The organism is Kitasatospora hibisci (genome assembly GCF_043950205.1).
In the GTDB taxonomy this organism is placed as follows: Bacteria; Actinomycetota; Actinomycetes; order Streptomycetales; family Streptomycetaceae; genus Kitasatospora; species Kitasatospora hibisci.
The window spans coordinates 8,000,064-8,025,705 of record NZ_CP171642.1; the positions used below are offsets into that span (position 1 = coordinate 8,000,064).

Here is a 25,642-nt window from a genome sequence, read left to right on the forward strand (position 1 = left end):
CTGTCATTATCGCGCTAACCCAACTCGGGTCCAGTTTAGGGGGAGTGTCCTCATGGCTGATCCAGCCGCCAACGAACCGTCGCCCGCCGTCACCCCGCCGCTGCCGGTGCCGCCGGCCGTCCGCCACCGCTTCGTCGACGTCGGTGGCCTGCGCGTCTTCTACCGCGAGGCCGGCCCGGCGGACGCGCCCGTGCTCCTGCTGCTGCACGGCTTCCCGTCCGCCTCGCACCAGTTCCGCCGGCTCTTCGACGTGCTCGGCACCCGCTACCGCCTGGTCGCGCCGGACTACCCCGGCTTCGGGCACACCGACAGCCCGGCGCCCGGCGACTTCGACTACCGCTTCGACACCCTCGCCGACGTCGCCGAGGGCTTCTGCAAGGCCCTCGGTCTGGACCGGTTCGCGCTCTACGTCTTCGACTTCGGAGCCCCGGTGGGCCTGCGGCTGGCCACCCGGCACCCGGAGTGGATCACCGGCCTGGTGGTCCAGAACGGCAACGCCTACGAGGAGGGGCTCTCCGACCTCGCCCGGGAGTTCATCGCCAACCGGCACGGCGTCGAGGGCGCGGCCGACAGGGTCCGTGCCATCCTCACCGCGGAGATGACCCGCAGTCAGTACGAGGGCGGAACCGCCGACCCGGAGCTGGTGGCCCCCGACGGCTGGACGCTGGACCAGCACTTCCTCGACCTGCCCGGCCGCAAGGACATCCAGGTCGAACTGGCCCTCGACTACCACTCCAACGTCGAGCTCTACCCGGCCTGGCAGGAGTGGCTGCGCACCCACCGGCCGCCGGCGCTGATCGTGTGGGGCCGCAACGACGCCTTCTTCACCGAGCCCGGGGCCCGTGCGTACCTGCGCGACCTGCCCGACGCGGAGCTGCACGTGTTCGACACCGGGCACTTCGCGCTGGAGGAGAAGCTCCCGGAGATCGCCCGGCTGATCGACGCCTTCCTCGCGCGCGGCCGGGACTGACGGCACGTCGCCGGTCGCCCGGTCCGCGCCGGCGGCGAAGCCACCAGGACCGTCCGGCCGCGTGCGGCCACCACACCCGGCACCACCACCACTCAGGGGGAATCCACATGTCCAACGAGCCCGCCGCCGGACTGCGCGGCGTCACCGTCGCCGTCGCCTACCACGGCCGCTTCGGCCACACCGCCCGCCAGGCCGAGGCCGTCCGCCGGGGCGCCGCGTCCGTGCCCGGCACCGACGCGCGGCTGATCGCCGTCGACACCGTCACCGAGGAGGACTGGGAGGTGCTCGACGGCGCGGACGCGATCGTCTTCGGCTCCGCCACCTACCTGGGCGACGTCTCGGCAGCCTTCCGGACCTTCGCCGAGTCCACCAGCAAGCGCTGGGCGGCCCAGGCCTGGCAGGACAAGCTGGCCGCCGGCTTCGTCAACTCCGGTGCGATGAGCGGGGACAAGCTCAACGCCCTGCAGTCGCTGTCGGTCTTCGCGGCCCAGCACGGCATGACCTGGGTGAGTCTGGGCCTGCTGCCGGGCTGGAACCGCAGCACCGGCACCGCCCAGGACCTCAACCGGCTCGGCTTCTGGCTCGGCGCCGCCGCCCAGTCGAACGGCGACCAGGGGCCGGAGGACATGAACCCCGCCGATCTGGCCACGGCCGAGCACCTGGGCCGCCGGGTCGCCGAGCAGGCCCGCCGCCTGGCCGCCGCCGACGCCGCGCTCGCCGCGGCCTGACGGGCGGTCCGCCACACGGCCCGTCCCGCAGCGGACCGCCGCACCCCGCCCCGACCGGAATACCGGTCGGGGCGGGGTGGGTTGCAGGTGGTGAGACCGTACCGCCTCCCGGCGCTGCGGGCGGGGGCCGGTCCCGCCGCCTGCCGTGGCCGGGCCCGAGACAGGACCCCGGATGACCAACGACACCGCCGCCGGCACCGACCGCTCGTTCCTCTTCGTCCTGGCCAGCTCGCGCTCGGACGGCAACACCGAGATCCTCGCGCGCGCCGCCGCCGAGCAGCTTCCGTCCGGCGTGTCCCGGCGCTGGGTGGACCTGAACCGGATCCCGCTGGCCGACTTCCAGGACGGGCGGCACGACGAGGGCACCTGGCCGGTCGGGGACGGCGAGGAGGAGCTGCTGACGGCCACGCTGGCGGCGACCGACGTCGTGATCGTCTCGCCGCTGTACTGGTACACGGTCTCGGCCCAGGCCAAGCGCTACCTCGACCACTGGTCGCGCTGGCTGCGCCTGCCCGGCGCGGACTTCAGGGCCCGGATGGCCGGCCGGACGCTCTGGGGCGTGACGGTCATGGCCCACACCGAGGAGGAGGTCGCCGACGGGATGGTCACCACCCTCAACAACTCCGCGGCCTACATGCGGATGCGGTTCGGCGGTGTGCTGTTCGGCAACGGCTCCGCCCCCGGCCAGGTGCGCGACGACGCGCGGGCCCTGGAGCGTGCCAAGACCTTCTTCCACCGCGACGCCCCACTCGCCCGGTTCCCCCACGAGCCGGTGGTCGACGTGAAGTAGCCGCGAACCGGGCGCGGGCTAGCCGGGCCGCTCGCGCGTGCCCTCCGGGGGCGGGACGACGACCACCGGGCAGTGCGCGTGGTGGAGCAGGCCGTGCGGGACGGAGCCGAGCCGCATGCCGGTGAACCCGCCGTGGCCGCGCCGCCCCACCACGACCGCCAGCGCCCGCTCGGAGGCCTTGACGAGTTCCTCCACCGGGTGCCCGGGGACGGTCTCGTGGCTGAGCATCTGCGCCGGATGGTCGGCGGCCCGCGCGGCGAGGGCCTCGGCGAGCACCCGGTCGAGCTCGGCCAGGTGCCGCTCCTGGTCGCCGGAGCGCAGCAGCGGCGGGCTCCACACCTGGACGACCCGCAGCCGCGCGCCGCGCCGGGCGGCCAGGTCGGCGGCGACGTCGAGGGCCGCCCGGGACTCGGGGCTGGCGTCGAACCCGGCCACCACGACCGGCCGGTCGGTGTCGTGCCCGGACTCGCGGACCACCACCACCGGGCAGTCGCTCTGGGCGGCGAGCGGCACCGCGACCGAGTAGGAGCTCAGCAACTCGTCCAGCCGGCTCATCCGGCGCGAGCCGAGGACGACGAGCTCGGCGTGCTGCGACTCCTCGCACAGCGCCGGCGCCGGGAGGTCGTCGGCGAGGACGGCGGCCGCGTCCACGTCCGGCTGCCGGTCGCGGACCAGCGCCAGCGCCTTGGCCAGCGCCTCGTCGCCCCGCTCGCGCAGCCTTCGGTGGCGGTGGCTCTCGTCGAAGCCGCGCAGGTTCACCTCCATCGGCTCCACGGCGTGCACCAGCCGCAGCGGCAGCCCGCGAACCGCGGCCTCGTCGGCGGCCCAGACGACCGCGGCCGATTCGGGCGCGGTCGCGTCCACGCCCAGGACGACGGGACGTCGCCCACCGTCGGCTGCCATGACTCCTCCAGCTGGGCTCGGGACGGGCGGTCGGAACTCCGCTGCCACCGCCCCGCTTTCCACCGTAGGACTCCGGCCGGGCACCGCAACGCCGACGGCGGGTCGCGCCCCGGCCCGCTGCGCGGCGCCCGGCGACTTCGCGGCCGCCGCGCCCCGCCACGGGCCACCCCCGTTGCGGGCGGGCCGGCGCCGCCAGAAGATCGAAAGGAGGCGTCTCCCACCGCACCCCCCCCGGGCAAAGGGAGCCCCGATACGTCCACGGTTGGAGGCCAGCATGCCGTCACCGCCCCGCCGCGGCCCGGCCGGTGACCCCGGTCTCCCACCGTCCCCGAGGGAGACGGCCCCGAGGGAGACGGCCCCGAGGGAGACGGCCCCGAGGGAGACGGACCCGTTGGAGACGGTGCTCGCCACCCGCCTGCGCGTACCGCCCGTCCCCCCGACGTTCGTCCGCCGTCCCCGTCTGGTCGCTCCCCTCACCGACGGACTGCCGCACCACCCGCTGACCCTGGTCACCGGCCCCGCCGGCGCGGGGAAGACCCTGCTCGCCGGCGACTGGGTCCGCACCGGCCGGCTGCCCGGCCCCGTCGCCTGGCTCACCGCCGACGCCCGCGACAACCTCCCCGGCGCCTTCCGGAGCAGCCTCGTCCGGGCCCTCCACCACGCCGGCGCCGTGCGCGGCGACCAGCTGACCGGGCTGATCGGTGCCGCACCCGCCGACCCGGACCTCCCCGTCCGCCTCGCCGGGATCCTCGCCGTCCGCCCGGACCCCCTCGTCCTCGTCCTGGACGCCTGCGAACAGCTCACCGACCCCGGCCCGGCCGCCGACCTGCACGCCCTCTCCCGGCACGCCGGCGCCGGGCTGCGGCTCGTCCTGCTGAGCCGCACCGAACCGCTCCTGCCGCTGCACCGCTACCGCGCCGCGGACCTCGTCACCGAGCTCCGGGCCGCCGACCTCGCGTTCACCTGCGAGGAGGCCGCCGTCCTGCTGCGCCACCACGGCCTGCAGCTGTCCCCGGACGGCGTGCGGGCGCTGACCGGGCGCACCGAGGGCTGGGCCGCGGGCCTGCGGCTGTCCGCCCTGGCGGCCGAGCACGCGCCGGACCGCGAGCAGTACCTCAAGGAGTTCGAGGCCGGGCACAGCACCATCGCCGACTTCCTGCTCGCCGAGGTCCTCGGCACCCAGCCCGCCGCCACCCGCGACCTCCTGCTGCGTACCAGCGTGCTGGAGCGCGTCCACCCCGGCCTGGCCGACGCGCTCACCGGCCGTCGGGACGCCGAGCGGATCCTGGACGAGCTCGCGCAGGCCAACGCGTTCGTCACCCCCGTCGGCGGCTCCTGGTACCGGCACCACCCGCTGTTCGCGGAGATCCTGCGGGTGCAGCTGCGGGCCCGGCGGCCCGCGCTGCCGGGGGAGCTGCACGCGCGGGCGGCCCGCTGGCTGCACGGGGCCGGCCTGCTGGACGAGGCCGTGCGGCAGGCCGCCGCCGCCGAGCAGTGGGGTCTCGCCGCCGGGTGGCTGGTGGAGCACCTCGCCATCGGGTCGTTCCTCGCCGACCGCGGCCCGACCGCTCCGGCCGACGTGTTCGCCGCGATGCCGCCCGCCACCGGCGGCGGCGCCGCCGACCTGGTCCGCGCCGCGCGTGCGCTGGCCGCCCGCGAGGTGACCGCCGCCGCCGGGCACCTGGCGAGCGCGGCCCGCGGCGCCGACCGTGCGGGCGCCGACGAGGTCGCCTTCCGGAGCACCGAGGCGTTCCTGCACGCGGTCGTGGCCCGCGCGACCGGAGCCTGCGGCGAGCAGGCCGCGGACGCCCTGGAACGCCTCGGTCCGCGCCTGTCGGTCCGGCGCCGGCGCGAGCATCCGGAGTTCCCCGTCCTGCTCGCCACCGCTCTGGCCGCCGTCCGGCTCGGACAGGGCCGTCCCGCCGCCGCCCGTACCGCCCTGGAACCCGTGCTCCGGACGCCGCAGGAGCCGACCCGGCCGGTCCCGCGGTGCGAGGCACTCGCCCTGCTCGCCCTCGCCGAGCTCTGGGAGGGGGCCACCGGGCGCGCCGAGGAGCACGCCCGCCGGGCGGTCGAGGACGCCGGGGGCCGGGGCGCACCGGTCGACGCCGGCTGCGCCCTCGCCCACCTGGTCCTCGCCGAAACCGCCGCGGAGCGGGACGATCTCGCGGCAGCCCGGCTCAGCCTGCACCGGGCCGAGGCGGCGGCCGACGACAGGGCGGACCTGCTGTGGTCCGTGCTGCTCCGGCTCACCCGGGCCCGCCTCGCGCTGCTCCACGGGGATCCGCGTCGGGCCCTGGCGGTCCTGGCGGAGGCGGGCGGCCCGCCGGCGGACCCGCCGTGGGCGGTGCGGCGGGCGGCCGCCGTCACGGCCGAGGCGAGGCTCCGCTCGGGCGACCCCGCGGCCGCGCTGGCCGGGCTGGCGGCCGCGGGCGTCCGGACCGGTCAGGGCGGCGCGGAGCGTGCGGACGCGGAGCAGGTCGGGGCGGGGGCGGTACAGGTGGGCGGCAGGGAGCCGGCGGACCTCCCGGACCGGGCCGAGGCCGGTACGGCTTCGGCCGGATCCACCCCGTCCCGCCCCGCGGCACGGGGCGCCTTCGGCGAGTACGAGGCGGTGCTCGCCGCCCGCGCCCACCTTGCCGCCGGCGACCCCCGGGCGGCACTCGCGGCCCTCCCCCCGGAGGCCTGCCGGGCGGCGGGCCCGGCGATCGGCGCCCTGCTGGTGCGGGCCGAGCTGAGCGCCGCGGCCGGGCGTGAGGAGGCCGCGCACCGGTTGGCGGCCCGCGCCCTGGTCCTGGCCCGGCCGGACCGGCTCTGCCGCCCGTTCGTGGACGCGGGGCCCTGGGCGGCGGCCTTCCTCCGGGCCAGGCCCGCCCTCACCGCCCCGCACGGCTGGCTGCCGGACGGCCTGCGCGGCCCGGCCGGTCCGGTGGACGGCCCGGACGCTCCGGCGGACGAACCGCCGGTCGATCCGCTGACGGTCCGTGAGCGGGAGGTGCTGGAGCGGGTGGCCGAGCTGATGTCCACTGAGGAGGTCGCGGAGGACCTCCACCTGTCGGCCAACACCGTGAAGACGCACCTGAAGAGCATCAACCGCAAGCTGCGGACCACCCGCCGGGCGGACGCCGTCCGGCAGGCCCGCCGGCTGCATCTCCTGTAGGTCCCGGCCACAGCCCTGCCCGTTCCCCGCCGGCCGAGCGACGGCGGGCCCCCGCCTCGCCCGGAGACGGAGGTAGACGCACGCGTATGGAGCTGAGCTCGGCGACCATGGTCGCCGTCCGCCCGGCCGGGTTGACTGGGGGGCATGACGAACGACACGCAGAACTCCTCCCAGAACGAACCGACTTCGAGCCCCCTCGTCCTCGTGACCGGTGGGACCGGCAAGACCGGCCGCCGCGTCGCCGAGCGGCTGGCCGACCGCGGCCGCGCGGTCCGGATCGGCTCGCGCAGCGCCGCGATCCCGTTCGACTGGAACGACGGGAGCACCTGGGCGCCCGCCCTGGACGGCGTCACCGCCGTCTACCTCTCCTACTACCCTGATCTCGCCTTCCCGGGGGCCGTCGAGACGGTCGGCGCCTTCGCCCGGCTCGCCGCCGCGGCCGGGGTGGAGCGGCTGGTCCTGCTCTCCGGCCGGGGTGAGGAGGCGGCCCGGGCCGCCGAGGCCGGGGTGCGCGACGCGGGTACCGGCTGGACCGTCGTGCGTTGCGCCTGGTTCAATCAGAACTTCGACGAGAGCTTCTTCCTGGAGCCCGTCCTGTCGGGCGAGTTGGCGCTGCCGACCGGCGCCGCCGTCGAGCCCTTCGTGGACGCGGACGACATCGCCGACGTGGCGGTTGCGGCGCTGACCGAAGAGGGCCACCATGGCGAGGTGTACGAGCTGACCGGGCCGCGCCTGCTCTCCTTCGCCGATGTCGCCGCCGAGTTGACGGCGGCCACCGGCCGCGAGATCCGCTTCACTCCGGTCGGCGTCGAGGAGTACCGGGCGGTGCTGGCCGCGGCCGGTCTGCCGGGCGACTTCGCCGACCTCTTCACCCTGATCCTGGACGGCCGCAACGCCCACCTGTCGGACGGCGTCCGGCGGGCGCTGGGCCGCGAGCCCCGGGACTTCACGGAGTTCGCCCAGGCGGCCGCCGCCCGCGGCGCCTGGAACGCCTGATCCACCGCTTCCGGCCCGGGCCCGATGACGCCCGGGCCGGCGTCCGTTCCACCCGACCGTGCCCCGCCCACCGAAGGACGACCCGATGAGCCTCGACCGGACCGCCCCGGCCGCCCCTGCCGCTTCCCTCACTCCCGCCGCCGCGGCCCCGGGCCGGGCGGCCGGGCCGCTCCTCGGCGCCGCCACCGTCGCCATGGGCCTGATGGCGGGCCTCTTCTTCGCCTTCGACGTGTCCGTGATGCCGGGCCTGGCCCGCGGCGACGACCGGACGTACGTCACCGCGATGCAGAACGTCAACAAGGCGATAGAGAACGGTGTCTTCGGCCTCGTCTTCGTCGCCGCGCTCGTCGTCACGGGTGGCGCGGCCTTCGTCCAGTACCAGGGCGGCCGCCGCGGCGCCGCGCTCTGGGCCGCCGCCGCGACCGCCCTCTACCTCGTCGCCCTGGTGGTCACCATGGCGGTGAACGTCCCGCTGAACAACGAGCTGGCCGGGGCCGGCGACCCGGCGCTGATCCAGGACCTCGGGGCCGTCCGCGACCGCTTCGAGTCCACCTGGGTGACCGCCAACGTGGTGCGGACGCTGCTCTGTACGGCGGGCCTGGCCGCCCTGGTGCGCGCCCTGCTCCTGCACGCCCGCGCCGCGCGCTGACGCGGCACCGCCTCCGCCGTCGGCCGACAGCCCGGTGCGCACCCTGTGCGCTCTCTGTGCTGTCGGCCAAGTCCGTTGTGGTACCGGTGACTTGGATGCATCGTGGGGGTCTAGAATCATGGCTGCGAACAGCGACCGCCGGGGGTGTGCAACCCCTGGGGAAGGGGCGGCAGCCACGTGAGTCCCGCACTGCGACCGTTCCGTGTGGAGGGCAGGGCGATCCAACTCGCCAAGTACCTGGCCGAGGAGCGGATCGACGACCTGGTCAGGTGCTCCTGCATCGGCAACGAGGTCTCGATCGACCAGTCCGACACCCACTTCCTGATCGGCCTCGGCGGCCTCGACGGAACGGTGCGGCTGAACTTCCAGATGACCCACGACGGGCCCGCCCACGCCCGCTCCTGGAACCGCTACCTCCCGGCGGGCTCCGGCCCGGAGGACATCGCCCACCGCATCGCGCTGGACATCGCCACCCTCGGCCGCGAACTGGCGCCCCTCCGGGAGAACCCCCCGGTCCCGCGGGCGGCGGCGCAGCCGCGCACCCCGGCGCAGCCGCGGAAGCCGCCGCAGCCCCGCACCCCGGCGCAGCCGCGGAAGGTCGCACCGCCGCAGCCGCGGACACCCCCGTCGGACTGACGCGAAACGCCCGGGGCCGCCGGGGCGGGCGGACCCGCCCCCGGTGTCGGGGGCGGGTCGCCCACCCGGCGGCCCCGGGTCGTAACAGGGGTGCTCCGGCGGCGGTGCCGACGGTCAGCCGACGGTGTCGCAGTGCAGGACCAGCGCCCAGCAGAGGAAGCCCAGGGCGGCCGTGCAGAGCAGGGCGCGGGCGACGTTCCACCGCACCCAGCGGGTCTCGAACCGGCCGCGCACGTCAGCCGGGTCCGCGATCCGGCTGGGGTCGCCCGCCGCGGCGAGCGCGTCGTTCAGCGGGATGTTGATCCGTCTGGTCACCACCAGCGAGGCCGTGTAGCAGACCAGCGCCGCCACCGTCGCCGGCAGTCCCCGGTGGCCGTCGGCGGGCAGGTGCAGGACCAACGCCACCGCCGTGGTCACCAGGGCGCCGACGAAGCCCAGCAGGAACCAGCCGTTCAGGATCGCCACGTTGATCCGCTGCATCACCTCGATGAACGTCCGGTCCTCCGTTCCGCGCAGCCCCGGCATCACCGAGCAGGCGTACGCGTAGAACAGCCCTGCGCTCAGTCCGGTGGTCATCGTGGCGGCCACGAGCGCGATCACGCGCGACACTTCCATCGGGCACATCCCTCCTCTCCGTCCGCGGCAGTGCTGCTGCCGACGGGTCTGGCCGACCGGGACGCCCCGGCCTGCCGAGCTCTGCCCGCCCGGCGTTCAGACTCTCTCAAATGACGGAACGTCAATCCATGTCCAAGCGTCTAGGATTACCCCATGGACACGCTCACCGGACTGCTCGACGGGCCGAAAGCCCGGGGTGCCTTCCTGCTGCGCTCGATCCTCACCCCGCCGTGGTCGCTGCGGATCGAGGACGGCGCGCCGCTCTCGGTGCTCACCACGGTCCGCGGGGAGGCCTGGATCGTGCCCGAGGGCGGTACGCCGGTGCTGCTGAGTCCGGGCGACGTGGCGATCGTGCGCGGCCCCGAGCCGTACACCGTCGCGGACACACCGCACAGCCCCGTCCAGGTGGTGATCGGCCCGGGGCAGATCTGCACGCGCGACGGGGCCGACGTGTCCCGGTCGATGGCGCTGGGTGTGCGGACCTGGGGTGAGGCCCGGCCGGGCGAGCAGCACACCGTCATGCTCTCCGGCACCTACCAGGCCGAGCACGAGATCGGCCGCCGGCTGCTGGACCACCTGCCGACCCTGCTGGTCCGCCCGGCCGGCGACGGTACCGCCACCGAGGACACCCTGGTCCGGCTGCTGACCACCGAGCTCACCCGGGACGATCCGGGCCAGGAGGTCGTCCTGGACCGCCTGCTGGACCTGCTGGTGGTCGGCGTGCTGCGCAGCTGGCTGGCCGTCCCGGACGGTGGCGCGCCCGCCTGGTACCGGGCCCAGCACGACGAGGTGGTCGGCCCGGTGCTCCGACTGATGCACGACGACCCGGCGCGGCCCTGGACGGTGGCCGGGCTGGCGGCGAGGGTCGGCGTCTCGCGGGCGGGGCTGGCCCGCCGCTTCACCTCGCTGGTCGGCGAGCCGCCGATGGCCTACCTGGCCGCCTGGCGGCTGGCGCTGGCCGCCGATCTGCTCCGCCACCCGGAGCACACCGTGGCCTGGGTGGCGCACCAGGTCGGTTACAGCAACGCCTTCGCGCTCAGCGCGGCGTTCAAGCGGGTGCGCGGGATCACCCCGCAGGAGCACCGCTGGCTGGCCGCCGAGGCCCCGGCCGCCACCGGACCGGTCCACGCCGCGACCACGGTCGTCCTGGCGGGTTGACCGCGGGCGATCGGCCCCCCGCGGGCCCGGTGCCCGCCCCCGGCCCTGCGCCCGCCGCGTCGGGGCGGGCACAGGCCGGCCACCCCCTGTCGCCCGGCGGTTCGCAGGCGTACGGTGGCCACACGGTGGCGCGCGACCCGGCGGCGCGCCCGGCGGGTGCGGTCACGGCGGTGCCACCGACCCGCGTTGGCACGCCCCGCCGGAGGCCGCGATGGCTGATTCCCAGGCCGACCGCCCACCCGACCGCATGGCCTTCCTCACCTCACCGCGCCGGCCGCGCGAGCGGCGGGACCCGCGCGAGCGGCTGGGGGACCGGCACGAGGTCTACCGCCCCGGCACCCTGCTGCCGATCATCGGCACCCAGGCCGCCCGCTGCATGGACTGCGGCCTGCCGTTCTGCCACCGGGCCTGCCCGCTGGGGAACCTCGTCCCGGACTGGAACACGCTGGTCTCCCACCGCGACTGGCGCTCGGCCGCGGCGCGCCTGCTGGCGACCAACAACTTCCCCGAGTTCACCGGCCGGCTCTGCCCGGCGCCGTGCGAGAGCGCCTGCGTGCTGGCCATCGACGGCGAGGCCGTGACGATCAAGAACGTGGAGCTGGCGATCGCCGACCAGGCCTGGGAGCAGGGGTTCGACCGGCCGCAGCCACCCGACCGGCTGACCGGGCTGCGGGTGGCCGTGGTCGGTTCGGGCCCCGCGGGGCTTGCCGCCGCACAGCAGCTGACCCGGGCCGGCCACACCACGACGGTGTACGAGCGGGCCGACCGGATCGGCGGGCTGCTCCGTTACGGCATCCCGCCGTTCCGGCTGGAGAAGCACCGCCTGGACCGGCGGATCGACCAGATGCGGGAGGAGGGCACCCGGTTCCGGCCCGGCGTCACGGTCGGCGGGCACGACCTGCCGGCGGACCGGCTGCGGGCACGGCACGACGCGCTGGTCGTCGCGGTCGGCGCCACGGCCTGCCGGGAGCTCGATGTTCCCGGCCGCCGGATGCCCGGCGTGCACCAGGCGATGACCTACCTGACGCTGGCCAACCGGGTGGACGAGGGCGACCTGCCGGCCTCCCCGCTGTCCGCCGAGGGCCGCCGGGTGGTGATCGTCGGCGGCGGCGACACGGCCGCCGACTGCCTCGGGACGGCCCTGCGGCAGCGCGCGGCCGCGGTCACCCAGCTCGACATCAACCCGCGCCCGCCGGCCCGGCGCGCGTCCGCCCAGCCCTGGCCCGTCCACCCCAAGGTGTACCGGGTGACCACCTCGCACGAGGAGGCCGGTGGGGAGGAGGCCGAGCCCAGGGTCTTCTCGGCGACCACGGTGGGCTTCGAGGCCGGTGCGGACGGGCGGCTGGCCGGCGTGCGGTTCGCCGAGGCGGAGCCGGGCGACCGCCGGCCCCGGCCCGGTACGGCCCGGACCCTCCCGGCCGAGCTGGCCCTGCTGGCGCTCGGCTTCTCCGGCGCCGGCTTCTCGGGCCGCCGCCGCAGCCACGGCCTGGCCGCCCAGCTGGGCCTGGCGGTGGACGGGCACGGCAACCTCGCCCGTGGCGGGGACTTCGCGGCCGCGGCGTCCGGCGCGCCCGGCAGCGGGGCGGACGGGGTCTTCGTCGCGGGCGACGCCGGGCGCGGCCAGTCGCTGATCGTCTGGGCGATCGCGGAGGGCCGGGCCGCGGCCGCCGCGGTCGACCGCTACCTGCGGGGAGCCACCGAGCTCCCCGCGCCGATCGCGCCCTTCGACGGCCCGCTCACGGCCTGACCGGCGCGCACCGGCCGGGGGTCGTGCCGCGGCGGTCGGACCGTGGGCGGGCCGTCAGCGGAGGGCCGGGTCCTCGTGCGCCCCGACCCGCCGCCGCAGCCGGCGTCCTCAGAGCAGTTCGAGGACGAGCTTGCCGGTGTTCTCGCCGCGGAACAGCATCTGCAGCGTCCGCGGGAAGTCGTCCACCGTGCCGCGGACCACGTGCTCCAGCACCTTGATCCGTCCGGCGGCGATCCAGTTGCCGATCTCCCGGGCCGCCTCGCGGTAGCGCGGCGCGTAGTCGAAGACCACGAAGCCCTCCATCCGGGCCCGGCGGACCAGCAGGTTCAGGTAGTTGGAAGGCCCCTGCACGCCGGTCGCCGAGTTGTACTGGCTGATCGCGCCGCAGACCACCACGCGGGCGTGCATGGCCAGGTTGGCCAGGGCCGCGTCCAGGACCTCGCCGCCGACGTTGTCGAAGTACACGTCGATGCCGTCCGGCGCGTGGGCGCGCAGCGCCTTGCGGACGTCCTCGCTCCGGTAGTCGATCGCGGCGTCGAAGCCGAGCTCCTCCGTCAGCAGCGCGCACTTGTCGGCGCCGCCGGCGATGCCGACGACCCGGCAGCCCCTGGCCTTGGCGATCTGGCCGGCCATCGTGCCCACCGCGCCGGCGGCGCCGGAGACCACCACCGTCTCGCCCTCCTTGAGCGCGCCGACGTCCAGCAGGCCGAAGTACGCCGTCATGCCCGGCATGCCGAGCGCGCCGAGGTAGGCCGAGGGCGCGGCGGCGGTCGGGTCGATCCGGAACGCGCCCCGGCCGTCGGAGACCACGTGCTCCTGGACGCCGAAGGTGCCGACGACCAGGTCGCCGATCCGGAAGTCGGGGTGGTTGGACTCGGTGACCTCGACGACCGGCCCGGCCCGCATCACCTCGCCGATGCCGACCGGCGGCAGGTAGGAGCGGCGGTCGTCCAGCCAGCCGCGCATCGCGGGGTCCAGCGAGACGAAGCGGGTCCGCCCGGCGAACTGGCCCTCGCCGGGGGCCGCGGCCGCCTCGGTGACGTGCTCCCAGTCCTCGGCGGCGATCTCGCCCTGCGGACGGCGGGCGAGGCGGATCTGACGGTTCGTGGCGGACAGCATGGGGGGCTCCCGATGGGTGGGCTCGTGCTGCTGCGCGGGGTCCCGCGCGCGACGGAGGAGAGTCTAAGCAAGCGCTTAGTCATCTGGCCAGGCCTGGACGGCGGACCGTCCGTCGCCCGCCGACCGGGTCGGGCGCCGCGTCGTCCGGGCGAGGCGCGGCGACCCGCGGCGCGGGGCCGGTTAGGTTCGGCCGAAAAGGGCGGGGGACCGACCGACGCGCACGGGAGAACCATGACGACGAACCGGCCTCAGGGCGGAGTGCGGGCCCGGGAGGTGCTGGCCGATCCCAAGGTCTGGGCGGTCCCGGCCGTCACCGTCGGCCTGGTGGCCTTCCTGCTGACCCTGCTCTACATGGGCGGCATCCTCAACCCCTCCGATGAACTGCACCGTCTCCCGATCGGCCTGGTCAACTCCGACCGGGGCGCCACCGTGGCCGGACGGCAGGAGAACCTCGGCGCCCAGGTCACCGCCGGCATCGCCGGCGCACCGGACCCGGACGAGCACGTCTCCTGGCGCCTGCTCGACCGGGCCGGGGCGGACGAACAGCTCGCCTCCGGCAAGCTGGCCGGCGCACTGGAGGTCCCGCCCGACTTCAGCGCCGCGATCGTGGCCCTCGGGGAGCTGCCGCAGAAGGCGCCGCCGCGCCCGACCATGACCGTCCTGACCAACCCCGGCGTGGGCAGCCTGGAGTCCTCGCTGGCCTCGAACATCTCCCAGACGGCGGCCCACCAGGCCTCGCAGGAGCTCGGCAAGAGGCTCACGGCCCAGGCCCAGGCCATGGCCCAGTCCCAGCCCCCGGCCCAGGGCGGCACGCCGACCAACGCCGAACTGCTCCAGCTCGCCGACCCGGTGACCGTCGAGGTCATGGCAGGCCACCCGATCGGCCCGCGCAGCGGCCTCGGCCTCACCGCGTTCTACTACACCCTGCTGGTGGTGCTCAGCGGATTCCTCGGGGCCAACGTCATCAGCAGCGGCGTCGACATCGCCCTCGGCTACCAGGCCAGCGAGCTGGGCCCGCTGCGCATGCAGCGGCCGCTGGTGCCGATCAGCCGCACCCGGGCCCTGATCGTCAACGACGTGATGTCCTGCGGGCTCGCCGTGCTGACGTCGAGCCTGATCATGCTGGCGAGCGTGGTGATCCTGGACATGGACGCCTCGCACCTGCCGCTGCTCTGGATCTTCTCGGTCTGTGCCACGATCGCGGTCGGGCTCGGGGCGCAGGCGCTGATCGCGGCGTTCGGCGCGATCGGGCAACTGGTCGGCATGTTCGTCTTCATCGCCCTGGCGCTGCCGTCCTCCGGGGCGACCATCCCGCTGCAGGCGCTGCCGGACTTCTACCGGGGGCTGGCCGTCTTCGAGCCGATGCGCCAGATCACCGACGGCGTCCGCGCGATCCTGTACTTCGGGGCGCAGGCCGAAGCCGGGCTGGCCCGGGCCTGGATCATGATCGCGGTCGGCACGGTCGCGGCGCTGCTCTTCGGCTTCGGGATGACCGTCTACTACGACCGCCGTGGCCTGCACCGCTTCCACCCCGAGGCGGGCTGATCCGGGCCGGGCGGCCGGCGTCTCCGGCGCGGAATGCGGGCGGAGCCGTCGTGGTTGACGGCGAGGTGACCACGACCGCGCCTCCGCTCCGCCTCTCCGTCCTGGACCGGTCCCGGACCAGGCAGGGGCAGGAGCCCGCACAGGCGCTGCGGGACACGGTGGCGTTCGCCCGGGAGGCGGAGCGGCTCGGTTACCACCGGTTCTGGGTGTCGGAGCACCACGGAGTGCCCGGGGTGGCGGGCTCGGCGCCCACCGTGCTCGCCGCGGCGGTGGCGGCGGCCACCACGCGGATCCGGGTCGGCACCGGCGGGGTGATGCTCCCCAACCACCAGCCGCTGGTCGTCGCCGAGCAGTTCGGCGTACTGGCCGCGCTCTTCCCCGACCGGATCGACATGGGCCTCGGACGCTCGGTGGCGTTCACCGACGGCGTGCGCCGCGCGCTCGGCCGCGGGAAGGACGCCGCCGACCGCTTCCCGGAGCAACTCGCCGAGCTGATCGGTTACTTCGACGGTGCCGGGCGTAGCAGTCGGGACGTCCACGCCCGGCCCGCGGAGGGCCTGCACGTTCCGGCGTTCGTGCTGGCCACCGGTGCCGGAGCGGACCTCGCCGCCGACGCCGGCCTGCCGCTGGTGATCGCGGCCGCGCGGGGCGAGGAGCGGATGCAGGCCGCCGTCGACCGCTACCGCGAGCGGTTCCGCCCCTCGACTCAGGCCGCGGCGCCGTACGTGGTGGTCTCGGGCACCGTGGCGGTCGCCGCGAGCACCGAGCAGGCCGAGCGGCTGCTCGTCCCCGAGGCCTGGGCGAGCGCCCACGCCCGCACCCACGGCGAGTTCCCGCCGCTCGCCCCCGCCGAGGAGATCCTGGAGCGGGCGATGACGCCGCGTGAGCGTTCCGCCTACCAGGAGGCCCTGCGCGGGCACATCGCCGGAACCCCCGCCCGGGCGGCGGCCGAGCTCGCCGCGCTGGTCGAGCGGACGCGGGCCGACGAGTACCTGGTGACCACCAGCACCTACGACCGCGCGGCGCTGCTCGACTCCTACCGGCTCCTGGCGGAGGCGGCCGGCCTGGCGTGAGGGGTACGGGCCAGGCGCCCCGGAGCGGCGGCCGCTCGCGCGGATCCGCCGCCCCGGATGCACCGTTGACCCCACGGGCCCTGCAGGACACGATCTCCCGTGAGGACCGCGTCGCGCACCGGCCGCCAGCCGCCGGCGTCCCCGCCCGCAGGAGTACCGCCTTCCAGGAGCACCGCCTCCGTGGTCGCCGCCACGGAGCCCCGCCGACCAGGACGGACCCGCATGGCCCACCAGCCCTTCGACACCGCCCGCTCCGCCGACGCCGCCGCGGTCACCGCGCCCGACGGCGCGATCGTCCGCCCGCTGCTGGTCCTGGACGGCGCGGGGAGCATGGCCGTCTTCGAACTCGCCCCCGGCGAGGTGACCCGCGCCGTCTCCCACGCCACCGTCCAGGAGCTGTGGCACGTCACCGGCGGACGCGGCCTGCTCTGGCGCCGTCAGGGCGAGCGGGAGGAGACCGTGCGGCTGCACCCCGGCACGGTGGTGTCCGTGCCGCTGGGCACGGTGTTCCAGTTCCGGGCCGACGCGGACGCCGCCGAGGCGCTGCGGATCGTCGCGGTGACCATGCCGCCGTGGCCGGGCGACCCCGAGGAGGCCCGCCGGGAGGACGGGCCCTGGCTCCCGACCGTCGCCTGACCGACGGCCCGGCCGGGCCACGACCCGGGGCAGAGTGGCCCCGGCCGCACCGCCCGACTCCCCGGTACGTCCGACCGAACAGGCAGCTCGACCGGCGCGGCCCGACCACGCCGGCGGAAGGTGACAGTGGGACGGTCGGTGTGCGACGCTGCACGAGCGCGTGATCAAGCGCTGCTGGTGGGCCGGGGGGATGACGCATGACTGACGTGCCACCAGGCAGGCCTCGGCCCGACCGGGAGGCAGGGGGAGCCCCGGACACCGGGCCCGCGCGGCCGCCTGCCTCGTGGGGGCGGATGCCCGCGCTGCTGCTGGTCCTCGCCGGCCTGCTGCTCGCCGCGGCGTCGCTGCGCCCGGACGGCGGCCTGCTGGGTACGGTCGGGGACCCGTTCGTGCGCGCCATCGGCTTCGTCGTGCTGATCGCCGGCGGCTGGGCCGTGCTGGTCGGCCGTTTCGCCGTCCGCTTCCGCGAGGAGGTCCGCCACCTCGACGGGCCGACACCGCGGGCCGAGCGGTTGCGCGAGGCCACCGTGTGGCTGCTGGGCGGGGCCACCGTTCTGGTACCGGTGCTGCTCTTCGTCTTCCACAACCGCACCGAGGGGCCGCCCGCGAAGCCCCTGCCCGTCGGGGTCGAGCTGCCGTCGCTGCCGACCCCGCCGGCGTTCACCGCACTGCCGAAGCCCTCCGAGCCGCCCGACGGCGCGCGAGTGCTGTTCGTCGTGCTGTACGTGCTGGCGGTCGTCGCGGCGGTCGTCGCGCTGGTGGTCCTGGTCCGGGTGCTGCTGGGTCTTCACCACTCCCGGCGCCGGCCGGAGCCGCTGCCGGCCGTCGGGGAGGTCGAGCCCGAGGACGCGCTCGCGGCCGCCGTCGCCACCGGGCGCCGTGCCCTGCACGGCGTCGACGCCCGGGCCGCGGTGATCGCCTGCTACGCCGCGATGGAACGGTCCCTCGCGGCGTCCGGGGTGCAGCGGCGGATCTGCGACAGCCCGACGGAGCTGCTGGAGCGGGCCGTGGCGGACGAGCGCGTCGACCGCGCCCAGGCGCACGCGCTCACCGAGCTGTTCCGCGAGGCGCGGTACTCCACCCACCCGATGGACGACGGCCACGTCCGCCGGGCCCGGGAGGCCCTCGACACCATCGCGGCCCGCCTGGCGGAGCAGGCCGCCCCGGCCGGCAGCGGGGCCGCAGCCGACGCCGCAGCCGGTCGTACCGCCCCGACCGACCACGCCACCGCTCCGGGAGGCCGCCGATGAGCACCCGTCCGGGCCGCCGGGCCGCCGTACCGACCGACGGCGAGGCGGAGCTGGCCGCCCCCGGCTCGGTCCGGCACAGCCTGATCGAGCTGGCGGTCGCGGCCGTCCTGGCCGAGGTCCTGTTCGGCCTGGTCGGCGGGCTGCCGGCGGCGGCCGCCGGTGCGGTGCTGTTCGCCCTGGCCGCCCTACCGACCGCACGCTACGTGGCCGGTGCCGGCATCGTGGACGCGGGCCTGCGCCGCCGGTCGCGGTTGGTGGACTCGCACGAGCCCGGCCTCGGCGACTGGCGCTGGACCGTGCGCCAGGGACTGACCCCGGACGGCGACGTCCAGCCGCTGCGCGGCAGGCTCCAGCGGCTGTTCGCCGCCCGCCTGTCGGAGGCCCACAACCTCTCGCTCGCCGACGACCGGGACCGCGACGGGGCGGCCGAGCTGATCGGCGCCGGGCTCTGGCCGTGGATCGACCCGGCGGCCCAGGCACCGGCTCCCACCGTCCCACCGGACGTCCTGCTCGCCCTCGTCGACCGGCTCGAATCCCTGTAGCGGCCCGGCCCCTACGTCTCCTCCGGCACGGGCCGTCCCGCACCGGCCGTCCAGCACCTGTCCCCCCCCGCAGCCCGCCCCGCCGGCCCACCCGGCGCCGCACCGCCGCCCGCAGCCGCCGGGCCCCTACCGTCCCGTCAGGAGAGCCATGACCGCCGTTCCCCAGGCCCCCGCCGACCCGAGCGCCGCCCCGGCGGCCCCGGACGGCTCCGGCGCGTCCGCCGAGCTGACGCCCCAGCAGGCCGGCGAGTGCGCCCGCACGGTGCTCAAGGAGATCGAACGCGCCGTCGTCGGCAAGCCCGAGGCGCTGCGCCTGGTGATGCTGGGCGTCCTCGCGGGCGGGCACGTGCTGATCGAGGACCTGCCCGGGCTCGGCAAGACCCTGCTCGCCCGCTCCTTCGCCACCACCCTCGGCCTGGACTTCCGCCGGATCCAGTTCACCCCCGACCTGCTGCCCTCCGACGTCACCGGCGCACCCTTCTACGACCAGCGCAGCGGCGAGATGGTCTTCCGGCCCGGCCCGCTCTTCACCCAGCTGCTGCTCGCCGACGAGATCAACCGCACGCCGCCGAAGACCCAGGCCGCACTGCTGGAGGCGATGGCCGAGGGGCAGGTCTCCGTCGACGGGGCGACCCGCCGGCTGCCTCAGCCGTTCGCGGTGATCGCCACCGCCAACCCGATCGAGTACGAGGGCACCTACTCCCTGCCCGAGGCCCAGCTGGACCGCTTCCTGCTCCGAGTGCGGATGGGCTACCTGTCCACCGGTCTGGAGGCCGCGATGCTGCGGTCCCGGTTGGACCGGTCGGCGCCCGAGACGGTCCTGGACACCGTCAGCAGCCCCGCCGAACTGCTCGCCATGCGTTCGGCGGTGGAGCGCGTCGAGGTGGACGACGACCTCGTCGACTACGTGATCGCCCTGGTCGACGCCACCCGCAACGACCCGCAGATCCAGGTCGGCGCCTCGCCCCGCGGCGGCCTCGCGCTGGTGCAGCTGGCTCGCGCCCGCGCGATGCTGGAGGGCCGCGACTTCCTCACGCCGGAGGACGTCAAGGCGCTCGCCGTCCCCGCCCTGGCCCACCGCATCACCCTCAAGCCGGAGCTGTGGGTGCGCCAGATCGACGCGGACGAGGTGCTGGCCCGGGTGGTCGCCGCCGTCCCGGCCCCGCAGACCCTGCCGCGGGCCTCCGATGCCGCCGGCTCGGGCGCGGGCGCCGCGCGGTGACCGCCGAACGACCCGCCGGCGCCGGTGCGGCCGGTACCCCGGCGGCCGCACCGCCCGTACAGCGGGCGGGCCGGCTCGCCGCCCAGACCGGGGAACCGGGGCGGCGCCCGGTCCGCCGCCTCGCCACGGCCACGGCCACGGTGGGCGCCGGCGACGCGGTGGCCGCGCCGACGGGCGGCGCGGCTATGACCACGGCCGGCGCCGCTTCGGGCCGGCCGGCGCCGGGATCGCGCCGGCGGGGGGCCCGGCGCTTCGCCGGCGCCGCGCCGGGCGACCCGGTCACCGCCCGCATCCTCGCCCGGAGCGCCCGCGCCACCGCGGAAGGCCTGCCCACCACCCCGCCCTCGCCGCACTGGCGGCCCGCCGAGCAGACCGTGCGCCTGCTCACCGTCGCCACGGCCGCCGCGGCGGCCGCCCTGGCCACCGGCCACGCCTGGCTGCTCGCCCTGGCCGCGGGCCCCGCCGTCCTGCTCGTGCTGGCCGCCCCCGGCGGCAGCCGGCCCACCACGCTGGCCACGACCGCCACCGTCGCGCCGCGCCGCTGCTTCGAGGGCGAGCGCATCACCGCGCGCATCGAGGTGGAGCACGACGGCCGGATCGGGCCGCTCGACCCCACCGTGATCCTCGGGCCCGGCCTCGCCCTGGAGGCGCTGACCGTGCGGCCCACCGGGGTGGACCTCGCCCTGCGCGCCGACAGCTGGGGCCGCTGGAGCCTTGGCACCGTCGACCTCGACGTCTACGACGCCGGCTCGCTGGCCCGCCGCACCGTGCGCACCGACCTCGGCACCGCCGACGTCTTCCCGGTGCCCAGCGCGGCCGGTCTCACCCCGATCCCGGTCCGGCTGCCCGAACGGCTCGGCGAGCACACCACCGGCCACGACGGCAGCGGCGTCGAGGTGATCGGCGTGCGCCCCTACGTCCACGGCGAGCGGCAGCGGCGCATCCACTGGCCCTCCACCACCCGCCGCGGCAGCATCCAGATCAACCAGTTCGCCGCGGAGCGGGCCGCCGACGCCGTCGTCCTGCTCGACACCCTCGGCGACATCCACGACCCGGCCACCGGGGTGTCCAGCCTGGACGAGAGCCTGCGCGCGGCCGCCGGCCTCACCCGCGCCTACCTGCGCCGGCACGACCGGATCGGCCTGGTCGCGGTGGGCGGCCAGCTCCGCTGGCTCACCGCGGCCACCGGTGACCGGCAGTTCTACCGGATGGTCGAGAGCGTGCTGGAGGTCCGTCAGGACCGCGCCCACCGCGGGCCCGTCCTGCCGCAGCTGCCGCTGCCCGCCCTGCCGCGCCACGCCCTGGTCTACGCGTTCACCACGCTCGCCGACCAGCGGATCCTGGGGGCGCTGGGCGGCATCGCCGACCGCGGCAACCCGCTCGTCGTGGTGGAGATCCCGGTCGGCGAGCCGTCCGTGGAACCGGGCGACGAGGTCGGCGCCCTCGCCCTGCGGCTCTGGCGGGCCGAGCGCGAGGCGATGCGCGCGGCCCTGCGCGCCCGCGGCGTCCCGGTCGCCCGGCACACCGCCGGCGAGGCACTCGACCTCGCCCTCGCACCACTGCTGCGCCGCCGGATCGGGGGAGGAGTCCGATGAACGACCCGACGAGCGGGACCTCCACGACGGCCGGGCCGGCCGGTCCGACTGGCCCGGCCCCAGGGCCGACGGGCCGGACCTCGGCGCCTGCGGGGACCCGTGAAGCGCCGGCCGGAGCGCCGGCGGCGGCGCCGCCGCGCTGGGCACCGTGGGCCGAGCGGGCGGCCCTCTGCGTCGTCGGCGACGCCCTGGTGCTGGCCTCCTTCGGAGCCGGCGGCGAGGGCGGCGCAGCCCGGTCGGGCCCGACCGGCCTGGTGGCCGCACTGGCCCTCGCGACCTGGGCCGCCCCGCCGCCGCCCCTGCCGGCCCGCCGTCCGGCCACCTGGCCGGCCCGGCTCGCCGCACAGCGGACCACGGTCCTCGCCGGCGGCAGCGTGGTGCTCGCGGCGCTGGGCGAGCCGTCCTTCTGGCAGGGTGCGGCCGTGGCCGTCCTGCTGATCGGCTATCTGCTGCTCGTCGACGCCCTCGGGCCGGACCGCCGGCGCCCGCGCCCCGCGCACGCGCTCGCCGCCCTCGCGGCGTCCGCGCTGGTCCTGCCGCCGGCGTTCGCCTCGACCGGGGCGCAGGACTGGTCGCGCCCGGTCGCGGTGCTCGGCGTCGTGGTGGCCGCGGTCGGCGTCGGCCTGGCCCTGCACACCCGCCGCCACCTCGACGGGGAGGCGGACGCGGTCGGAGCGGGGCCGAAGCGCGGGAGCTGAACGGCCGCCGATCCGGCGCCGGCCGGGCGCCTGCTGACGGGCGGTGAGGTGCCCGATCGGCCGTCCGGCCGTCGTCCGAACAGGGTTGCACCGGCTGCGCCGGTCCGGCGGCGAGCCGTCACCATCTTGTCGTGTCTTCTTCATCTGAAGCATGCTCAGGCAGCCGATCCTTCGGGTCGGCAGCACAGCCCCAGCTTCCGACGAGGAGACAGCAACCGTGACCGCACGCCGCACCATCACCGGCGCACTCGCCACCGGCCTGCTCACCGCAGCCGCCGCCCTGCTCCCGCTGCAGCCCGCGACGGCGGCCGGCGACGGCGGCCTCCCCTTCGGCTCGGCCACCACGGTCGGTCTGCACAACACCTACGACCCGGCCGCGTTCGGCTACCTCGCCCAGAGCCTGGACACCGGAACCGGCATGATCGAGCTGGACGCCTGGACGGACACCATCACCAAGGAGTGGAAGGTCAGCCACTCCAACCCGCTCGGCAACTCCAACAACTGCGTCACCGCGAGCACCCCGGCCCAGCTCTACACCGGCGGGGCCAACAAGAACCTCGAGACCTGCCTGGACGACGTCCGGGTCTGGCTCGGGGCCCACCCGGCCGCCGGGCCGCTGGTGGTCAAGCTCGAACTCAAGGGCGGCTTCGCCGCCAACCGCGGCATGGGCCCCGCCCAGCTGGACACGCTGATCGCCGGCCACCTCGGCTCCGCGGTCTTCCGGCCCGCCGACCTGCTGGCCAAGGCCGGCGGCGGCTCGTACGCGAACGCCGACGAGGCGGCCCGGGCGGGCAACTGGCCGACCCGGTCGGCTCTCGCCGGGCGGGTGCTGGTGTACGTCATCCCCGGCGCGTTCGAGGAGAACAACCCCTTCGACACCCTCCACACCGACGTCGAGTACGGCCGCCACCTGCGCGACCTCGCGTCGGCCGGCCGGATCGGCGACGCGCAGGTCTTCCCCGCCGTGCACGGCGCCAGGGCCGGCGACCCGCGCACCGGGTACGGGGACGCGGCGATCCGCCCGTGGTTCGTGGTCTTCGACGGCGACGCCGCGGCCTACACGGGTGGCGTCGACACCTCCTGGTACGACAGCCGGCACTACCTCCTCGTGATGACGGACGCCCAGAACGTCGCCCCCGCCATCAGTGCCACCGACCCGACCGCCGACCAGGCCCGCGCCCGCACCGAACAGCTGGCCCGGGCGCACGCCAGCATCGTCTCCAGCGACTGGCGCCGCCTGCCCGCCGTCCAGTCCCTCGTCCTGCCGCGCGGCTGACGGCCGCCGGCGGCCCCGCCGGTTGCCGCGCACGCCCCGTACGGTCCCGGGGCGTGCGCGGCCCTCGACGATCACGGCCGCCCGGGTGAGCGGCAGGGGTCGGGGCGGTCGGAGATCCGCGTGGAACGTATCCCCTCGTCGAGGCGTGGTGATCAGTGACGTGTCGTGATCACTCATGGAGGAGACGGTGATGGAAACCACTGGAGCGCGCCGGTCCCGCCGGGCGGTCCTGGCCCTCGGAGCGGGGACGGCGCTGGCCGCCGGCCTCGCCTCGACGGGGCGGGCGTACGCGGCCCCGGCCCCTGCCGCTGTCCCGGCCACCGCCGGCGCGGCGGCCGGACCGGACGGTGCCCTGTGCGCGGAGCTGGCCGGCCTGGAAGGCGAGTACGCCGCCAGGATCGGGCTGTTCGCCCACGACACCGGCACCGGGCGGACACTGGCGTACCGGGCGGACGAGCTGTTCCCGATCTGCTCGGTCTTCAAGCCGCTGGCCGTGGCGGCCGTGCTGCGGGACCTCGATCGGGACGGCGAGTTCCTGGCCAGGCGGATCCACTACACGGAGCAGGACGTCGAGGACGCGGGCTACGCCCCGGTGACCAAGGAGCACCTCACGACCGGCATGACGGTCGAGGAGCTGTGTGCCGCCGCCGTCGGTCAGAGCGACAACGCCGCCGCGAACCTGCTGCTCCGCGAGTTGGGCGGCCCGACGGCCGTCACCCGCTTCTGCCGCTCCGTGGGGGACGGGCGGACCAGGCTCGACCGCTGGGAGCCGGAGCTCAACTCGGCCGAGCCGTGGCGCCGCACCGACACCACCAGCCCCCGCGCCGTCGCGCGGACGTACGCGCAGGTGCTCCTGGGTGACGTGCTCGAACCCCGTGACCGGGCCCGGCTGACCGCCTGGATGATCGCCAACACCACCAACACCGACCGGTTCCGGGCCGGCTTCCCGGCGGACTGGGTCCTCGCCGACAAGACCGGCGGCGGGTCTGCCTACGGCGTGGCGAACGACGTGGGCGTCGTCCGGCCGCCGAACCGGAGGCCGATCGTGGTGGCCGTGCACACGACCGCCCTGGCGGCCGCGGGCCCCCAGCACAACGAGATGGTCAAGCGGGCCGCCGAGCTGGTCGCGGAGACCCTGAGCTGAGGCCACCCGGCGGAGGGCGGCGGCCCAGGGACCCCCGGCTTCCGGGGCCGCCGCCCTCGGCCGGACCGCGCGCCGCACGACCGCCGGGGGCAACCGGCAGCCCGGTCGTTCGGCCGGCCGGGCCCGGCCCTCGTCCTCCGGTACGGGCCGGGGCGGTTCAGCACTGCGGCCGACGGCCGTGGTTGGCCTTGCTCCGGCTGCGTGCCTTCTTCTTCCGGCGCCGCTTCGACGACATCGCCGCTCCTCTCCCGGTCGGTCGGCACCGGCCCTCGGGGAAGTGGTGCCGCGCGGGCGGCGAGGGCGGTGCTCCGCGGTCGGGCCCGCCGAGGGCGGGGCCCGACCTCCATGGTCCGCCGCCGGGGCCGGGAGCGAAAGGCGGGCAGGACGGCGCGTGCGCAGGCCGCCCCCGCGTTGCGCTCCGGTACCGCACCGCGGTATCCGTCCCGATGCGGGAAGCCGGGCCCCGCCCTCAGCGCCGTCCTCAGGCGGGCGGCCGTACCACCCCCAGGAGGAGCGCGACCAGCTCGTCCACCACCTGGTCCATGGAGGCCTCGAACTGGCCGGCCGTCCAGTCGTGCAGCAGCCCGTTGACGGCGCCGATGAACGCCGTCGCCGCGATCCGGTAGTCCCGCTCCGCGGCCTCGCCGCGCTCCGCGGCGGCCCGGGCCTCGGCGAGGATGAGCTCCACCCAGCGGGAGCGCCGGACCAGCCGCTGGCGCTCCAGCTCCGCACTGACACCGATGATCTCGACGAAGGCGATCCGCAGCCGGCGCGGGTCGTCGGTCGCCGCCGCGACGTAGGCGCCCAGCACCGCCCTGATCCGCGCCTCGAAGGTGAGGCCTGCGGAGTCGCCGAGGGCGGCCAGGACCGCCTGCTCCGTCCAGTCGTTGACCGCCAGATGCAGCTGGGCGAGGACGTCCTCCAGGTTGCGGAACTCCTCGTAGAACTGGCGGGTGGACAGGCCGGCCGCCTCGCAGAGCGCCGTCACCGAGGCGGCCCGGTAGCCCGGCCGGCCGCCGAACTGGTCCAGGGCGGCCCGGAGGAAGCGGTCGCGCCGCTCGGACCGGCGCTCCTGCGCGGACCGTCCGCCGTACGTGCCCGTGGGCCCACCTGCCACTGCCGCCGCCCCCGATCGCCGCTGATGATCCTTCAATTGTTCCTCGCCGACGTCTTGTCAGGGTCGGCAGGTC

The 25,642-nt window shown here is 76.3% G+C and carries 23 protein-coding genes; 19 read left to right on the forward strand and 4 right to left on the reverse strand.

All coding sequences use genetic code 11. The annotated features are described in order from the left end of the window. Positions 1-52 precede the first annotated feature (52 nt). The 3 genes from ACF9IK_RS34665 (at position 53) to ACF9IK_RS34675 (ending at position 2,488) form a co-directional block, all read left to right on the forward strand. Positions 53-970: an alpha/beta fold hydrolase gene (locus ACF9IK_RS34665; protein ID WP_395298018.1), complete on the forward strand. Its 918-nt coding sequence runs from the start codon at positions 53-55 to the stop codon at positions 968-970. A gap of 107 nt (positions 971-1,077) precedes the next feature. Then, positions 1,078-1,698, forward strand: coding sequence for a flavodoxin family protein (locus tag ACF9IK_RS34670; protein ID WP_395298019.1), 621 nt, complete (start codon positions 1,078-1,080; stop codon positions 1,696-1,698). A 172-nt stretch (positions 1,699-1,870) separates the two neighbouring features. Continuing rightward, entirely contained in the window at positions 1,871-2,488 is a 618-nt protein-coding gene (locus ACF9IK_RS34675) for a flavodoxin family protein (RefSeq protein WP_395298020.1), read from the forward strand. Between the two features lie 18 nt (positions 2,489-2,506). On the opposite strand, the gene ACF9IK_RS34680 is transcribed toward ACF9IK_RS34675, so the two are convergent. Beyond that, positions 2,507-3,391, reverse strand: coding sequence for a universal stress protein (locus ACF9IK_RS34680; RefSeq protein ID WP_395298021.1), 885 nt, complete (start codon positions 3,389-3,391; stop codon positions 2,507-2,509). A 400-nt stretch (positions 3,392-3,791) separates the two neighbouring features. Here ACF9IK_RS34680 and ACF9IK_RS34685 point away from each other — a divergent pair, with 400 nt between their 5' ends. The 4 genes from ACF9IK_RS34685 to ACF9IK_RS34700 all read left to right on the forward strand — a co-directional run bounded on the left by ACF9IK_RS34685 (position 3,792) and on the right by ACF9IK_RS34700 (position 8,832). Continuing rightward, on the forward strand, positions 3,792-6,551 hold the full coding sequence (locus tag ACF9IK_RS34685) for a LuxR C-terminal-related transcriptional regulator (protein WP_395298769.1): 2,760 nt from the start codon (positions 3,792-3,794) through the stop codon (positions 6,549-6,551). 144 nt (positions 6,552-6,695) lie between these two features. Further along, positions 6,696-7,547 carry an NAD(P)H-binding protein gene (locus ACF9IK_RS34690; RefSeq protein WP_395298022.1) on the forward strand — a complete coding sequence of 284 codons (852 nt, stop codon included), beginning with the start codon at positions 6,696-6,698 and terminating at the stop codon, positions 7,545-7,547. A gap of 85 nt (positions 7,548-7,632) precedes the next feature. Then, entirely contained in the window at positions 7,633-8,196 is a 564-nt protein-coding gene (locus ACF9IK_RS34695) for a DUF1772 domain-containing protein (protein WP_395298023.1), read from the forward strand. A 177-nt stretch (positions 8,197-8,373) separates the two neighbouring features. Next, positions 8,374-8,832 carry a hypothetical protein gene (locus tag ACF9IK_RS34700; protein WP_395298024.1) on the forward strand — a complete coding sequence of 153 codons (459 nt, stop codon included), beginning with the start codon at positions 8,374-8,376 and terminating at the stop codon, positions 8,830-8,832. 114 nt (positions 8,833-8,946) lie between these two features. On the opposite strand, the gene ACF9IK_RS34705 is transcribed toward ACF9IK_RS34700, so the two are convergent. Next, positions 8,947-9,447 (reverse strand): DUF1772 domain-containing protein, encoded by a 501-nt coding sequence (locus ACF9IK_RS34705; RefSeq protein WP_395298025.1) that lies wholly within the window; start codon positions 9,445-9,447, stop codon positions 8,947-8,949. A 153-nt stretch (positions 9,448-9,600) separates the two neighbouring features. Here ACF9IK_RS34705 and ACF9IK_RS34710 point away from each other — a divergent pair, with 153 nt between their 5' ends. Together ACF9IK_RS34710 and ACF9IK_RS34715 are read left to right on the forward strand one after the other, a co-directional pair. Continuing rightward, the gene (locus tag ACF9IK_RS34710; protein WP_395298026.1) at positions 9,601-10,605 is read left to right on the forward strand and encodes an AraC family transcriptional regulator; all 1,005 of its coding nucleotides are present in this window, start codon (positions 9,601-9,603) and stop codon (positions 10,603-10,605) included. Between the two features lie 211 nt (positions 10,606-10,816). Further along, positions 10,817-12,352, forward strand: a complete 1,536-nt coding sequence (locus tag ACF9IK_RS34715; RefSeq protein WP_395298027.1) for a glutamate synthase subunit beta — start codon at positions 10,817-10,819, stop codon at positions 12,350-12,352. A gap of 108 nt (positions 12,353-12,460) precedes the next feature. Here the strand turns inward: ACF9IK_RS34715 and ACF9IK_RS34720 are convergent, their stop codons facing one another. Beyond that, positions 12,461-13,471, reverse strand: coding sequence for an NADP-dependent oxidoreductase (locus ACF9IK_RS34720; RefSeq protein ID WP_395298028.1), 1,011 nt, complete (start codon positions 13,469-13,471; stop codon positions 12,461-12,463). Between the two features lie 231 nt (positions 13,472-13,702). Between ACF9IK_RS34720 and ACF9IK_RS34725 the strand changes: the two genes are divergently transcribed. The 10 genes from ACF9IK_RS34725 to bla all read left to right on the forward strand — a co-directional run bounded on the left by ACF9IK_RS34725 (position 13,703) and on the right by bla (position 24,452). Next, entirely contained in the window at positions 13,703-15,016 is a 1,314-nt protein-coding gene (locus ACF9IK_RS34725) for a DUF3533 domain-containing protein (protein WP_395298029.1), read from the forward strand. A 65-nt stretch (positions 15,017-15,081) separates the two neighbouring features. Beyond that, positions 15,082-16,089, forward strand: a complete 1,008-nt coding sequence (locus tag ACF9IK_RS34730; RefSeq protein ID WP_395298770.1) for an MsnO8 family LLM class oxidoreductase — start codon at positions 15,082-15,084, stop codon at positions 16,087-16,089. A 222-nt stretch (positions 16,090-16,311) separates the two neighbouring features. Beyond that, positions 16,312-16,725 (forward strand): cupin domain-containing protein, encoded by a 414-nt coding sequence (locus ACF9IK_RS34735; RefSeq protein WP_395298030.1) that lies wholly within the window; start codon positions 16,312-16,314, stop codon positions 16,723-16,725. 293 nt (positions 16,726-17,018) lie between these two features. Beyond that, positions 17,019-17,975 (forward strand): DUF4129 domain-containing protein, encoded by a 957-nt coding sequence (locus tag ACF9IK_RS34740; protein WP_395298031.1) that lies wholly within the window; start codon positions 17,019-17,021, stop codon positions 17,973-17,975. Next, positions 17,972-18,517, forward strand: a complete 546-nt coding sequence (locus ACF9IK_RS34745; protein ID WP_395298032.1) for a hypothetical protein — start codon at positions 17,972-17,974, stop codon at positions 18,515-18,517. The genes ACF9IK_RS34740 and ACF9IK_RS34745 overlap by 4 nt, the downstream gene beginning before the upstream one ends. Before the next feature lie 148 nt (positions 18,518-18,665). Further along, a complete protein-coding gene (locus ACF9IK_RS34750; protein WP_395298033.1) occupies positions 18,666-19,739 on the forward strand; it encodes an AAA family ATPase in 1,074 nt (357 codons plus the stop codon). Then, a complete protein-coding gene (locus ACF9IK_RS34755) occupies positions 19,736-21,334 on the forward strand; it encodes a DUF58 domain-containing protein (RefSeq protein ID WP_395298034.1) in 1,599 nt (532 codons plus the stop codon). The genes ACF9IK_RS34750 and ACF9IK_RS34755 overlap by 4 nt, the downstream gene beginning before the upstream one ends. Continuing rightward, entirely contained in the window at positions 21,331-22,032 is a 702-nt protein-coding gene (locus ACF9IK_RS34760) for a hypothetical protein (protein WP_395298035.1), read from the forward strand. Before ACF9IK_RS34755 ends, ACF9IK_RS34760 begins: the two co-directional genes overlap by 4 nt. Positions 22,033-22,249: 217 nt before the next feature. Next, complete coding sequence (locus tag ACF9IK_RS34765; protein WP_395298036.1) at positions 22,250-23,308, forward strand: phosphatidylinositol-specific phospholipase C domain-containing protein; 1,059 nt, start codon at positions 22,250-22,252, stop codon at positions 23,306-23,308. 190 nt (positions 23,309-23,498) lie between these two features. Next, positions 23,499-24,452 (forward strand): class A beta-lactamase, encoded by a 954-nt coding sequence (gene bla, locus ACF9IK_RS34770; protein WP_395298037.1) that lies wholly within the window; start codon positions 23,499-23,501, stop codon positions 24,450-24,452. 481 nt (positions 24,453-24,933) lie between these two features. On the opposite strand, the gene ACF9IK_RS34775 is transcribed toward bla, so the two are convergent. Then, positions 24,934-25,569 carry a TetR/AcrR family transcriptional regulator gene (locus tag ACF9IK_RS34775; RefSeq protein ID WP_395298038.1) on the reverse strand — a complete coding sequence of 212 codons (636 nt, stop codon included), beginning with the start codon at positions 25,567-25,569 and terminating at the stop codon, positions 24,934-24,936. Positions 25,570-25,642: the final 73 nt, after the last annotated feature.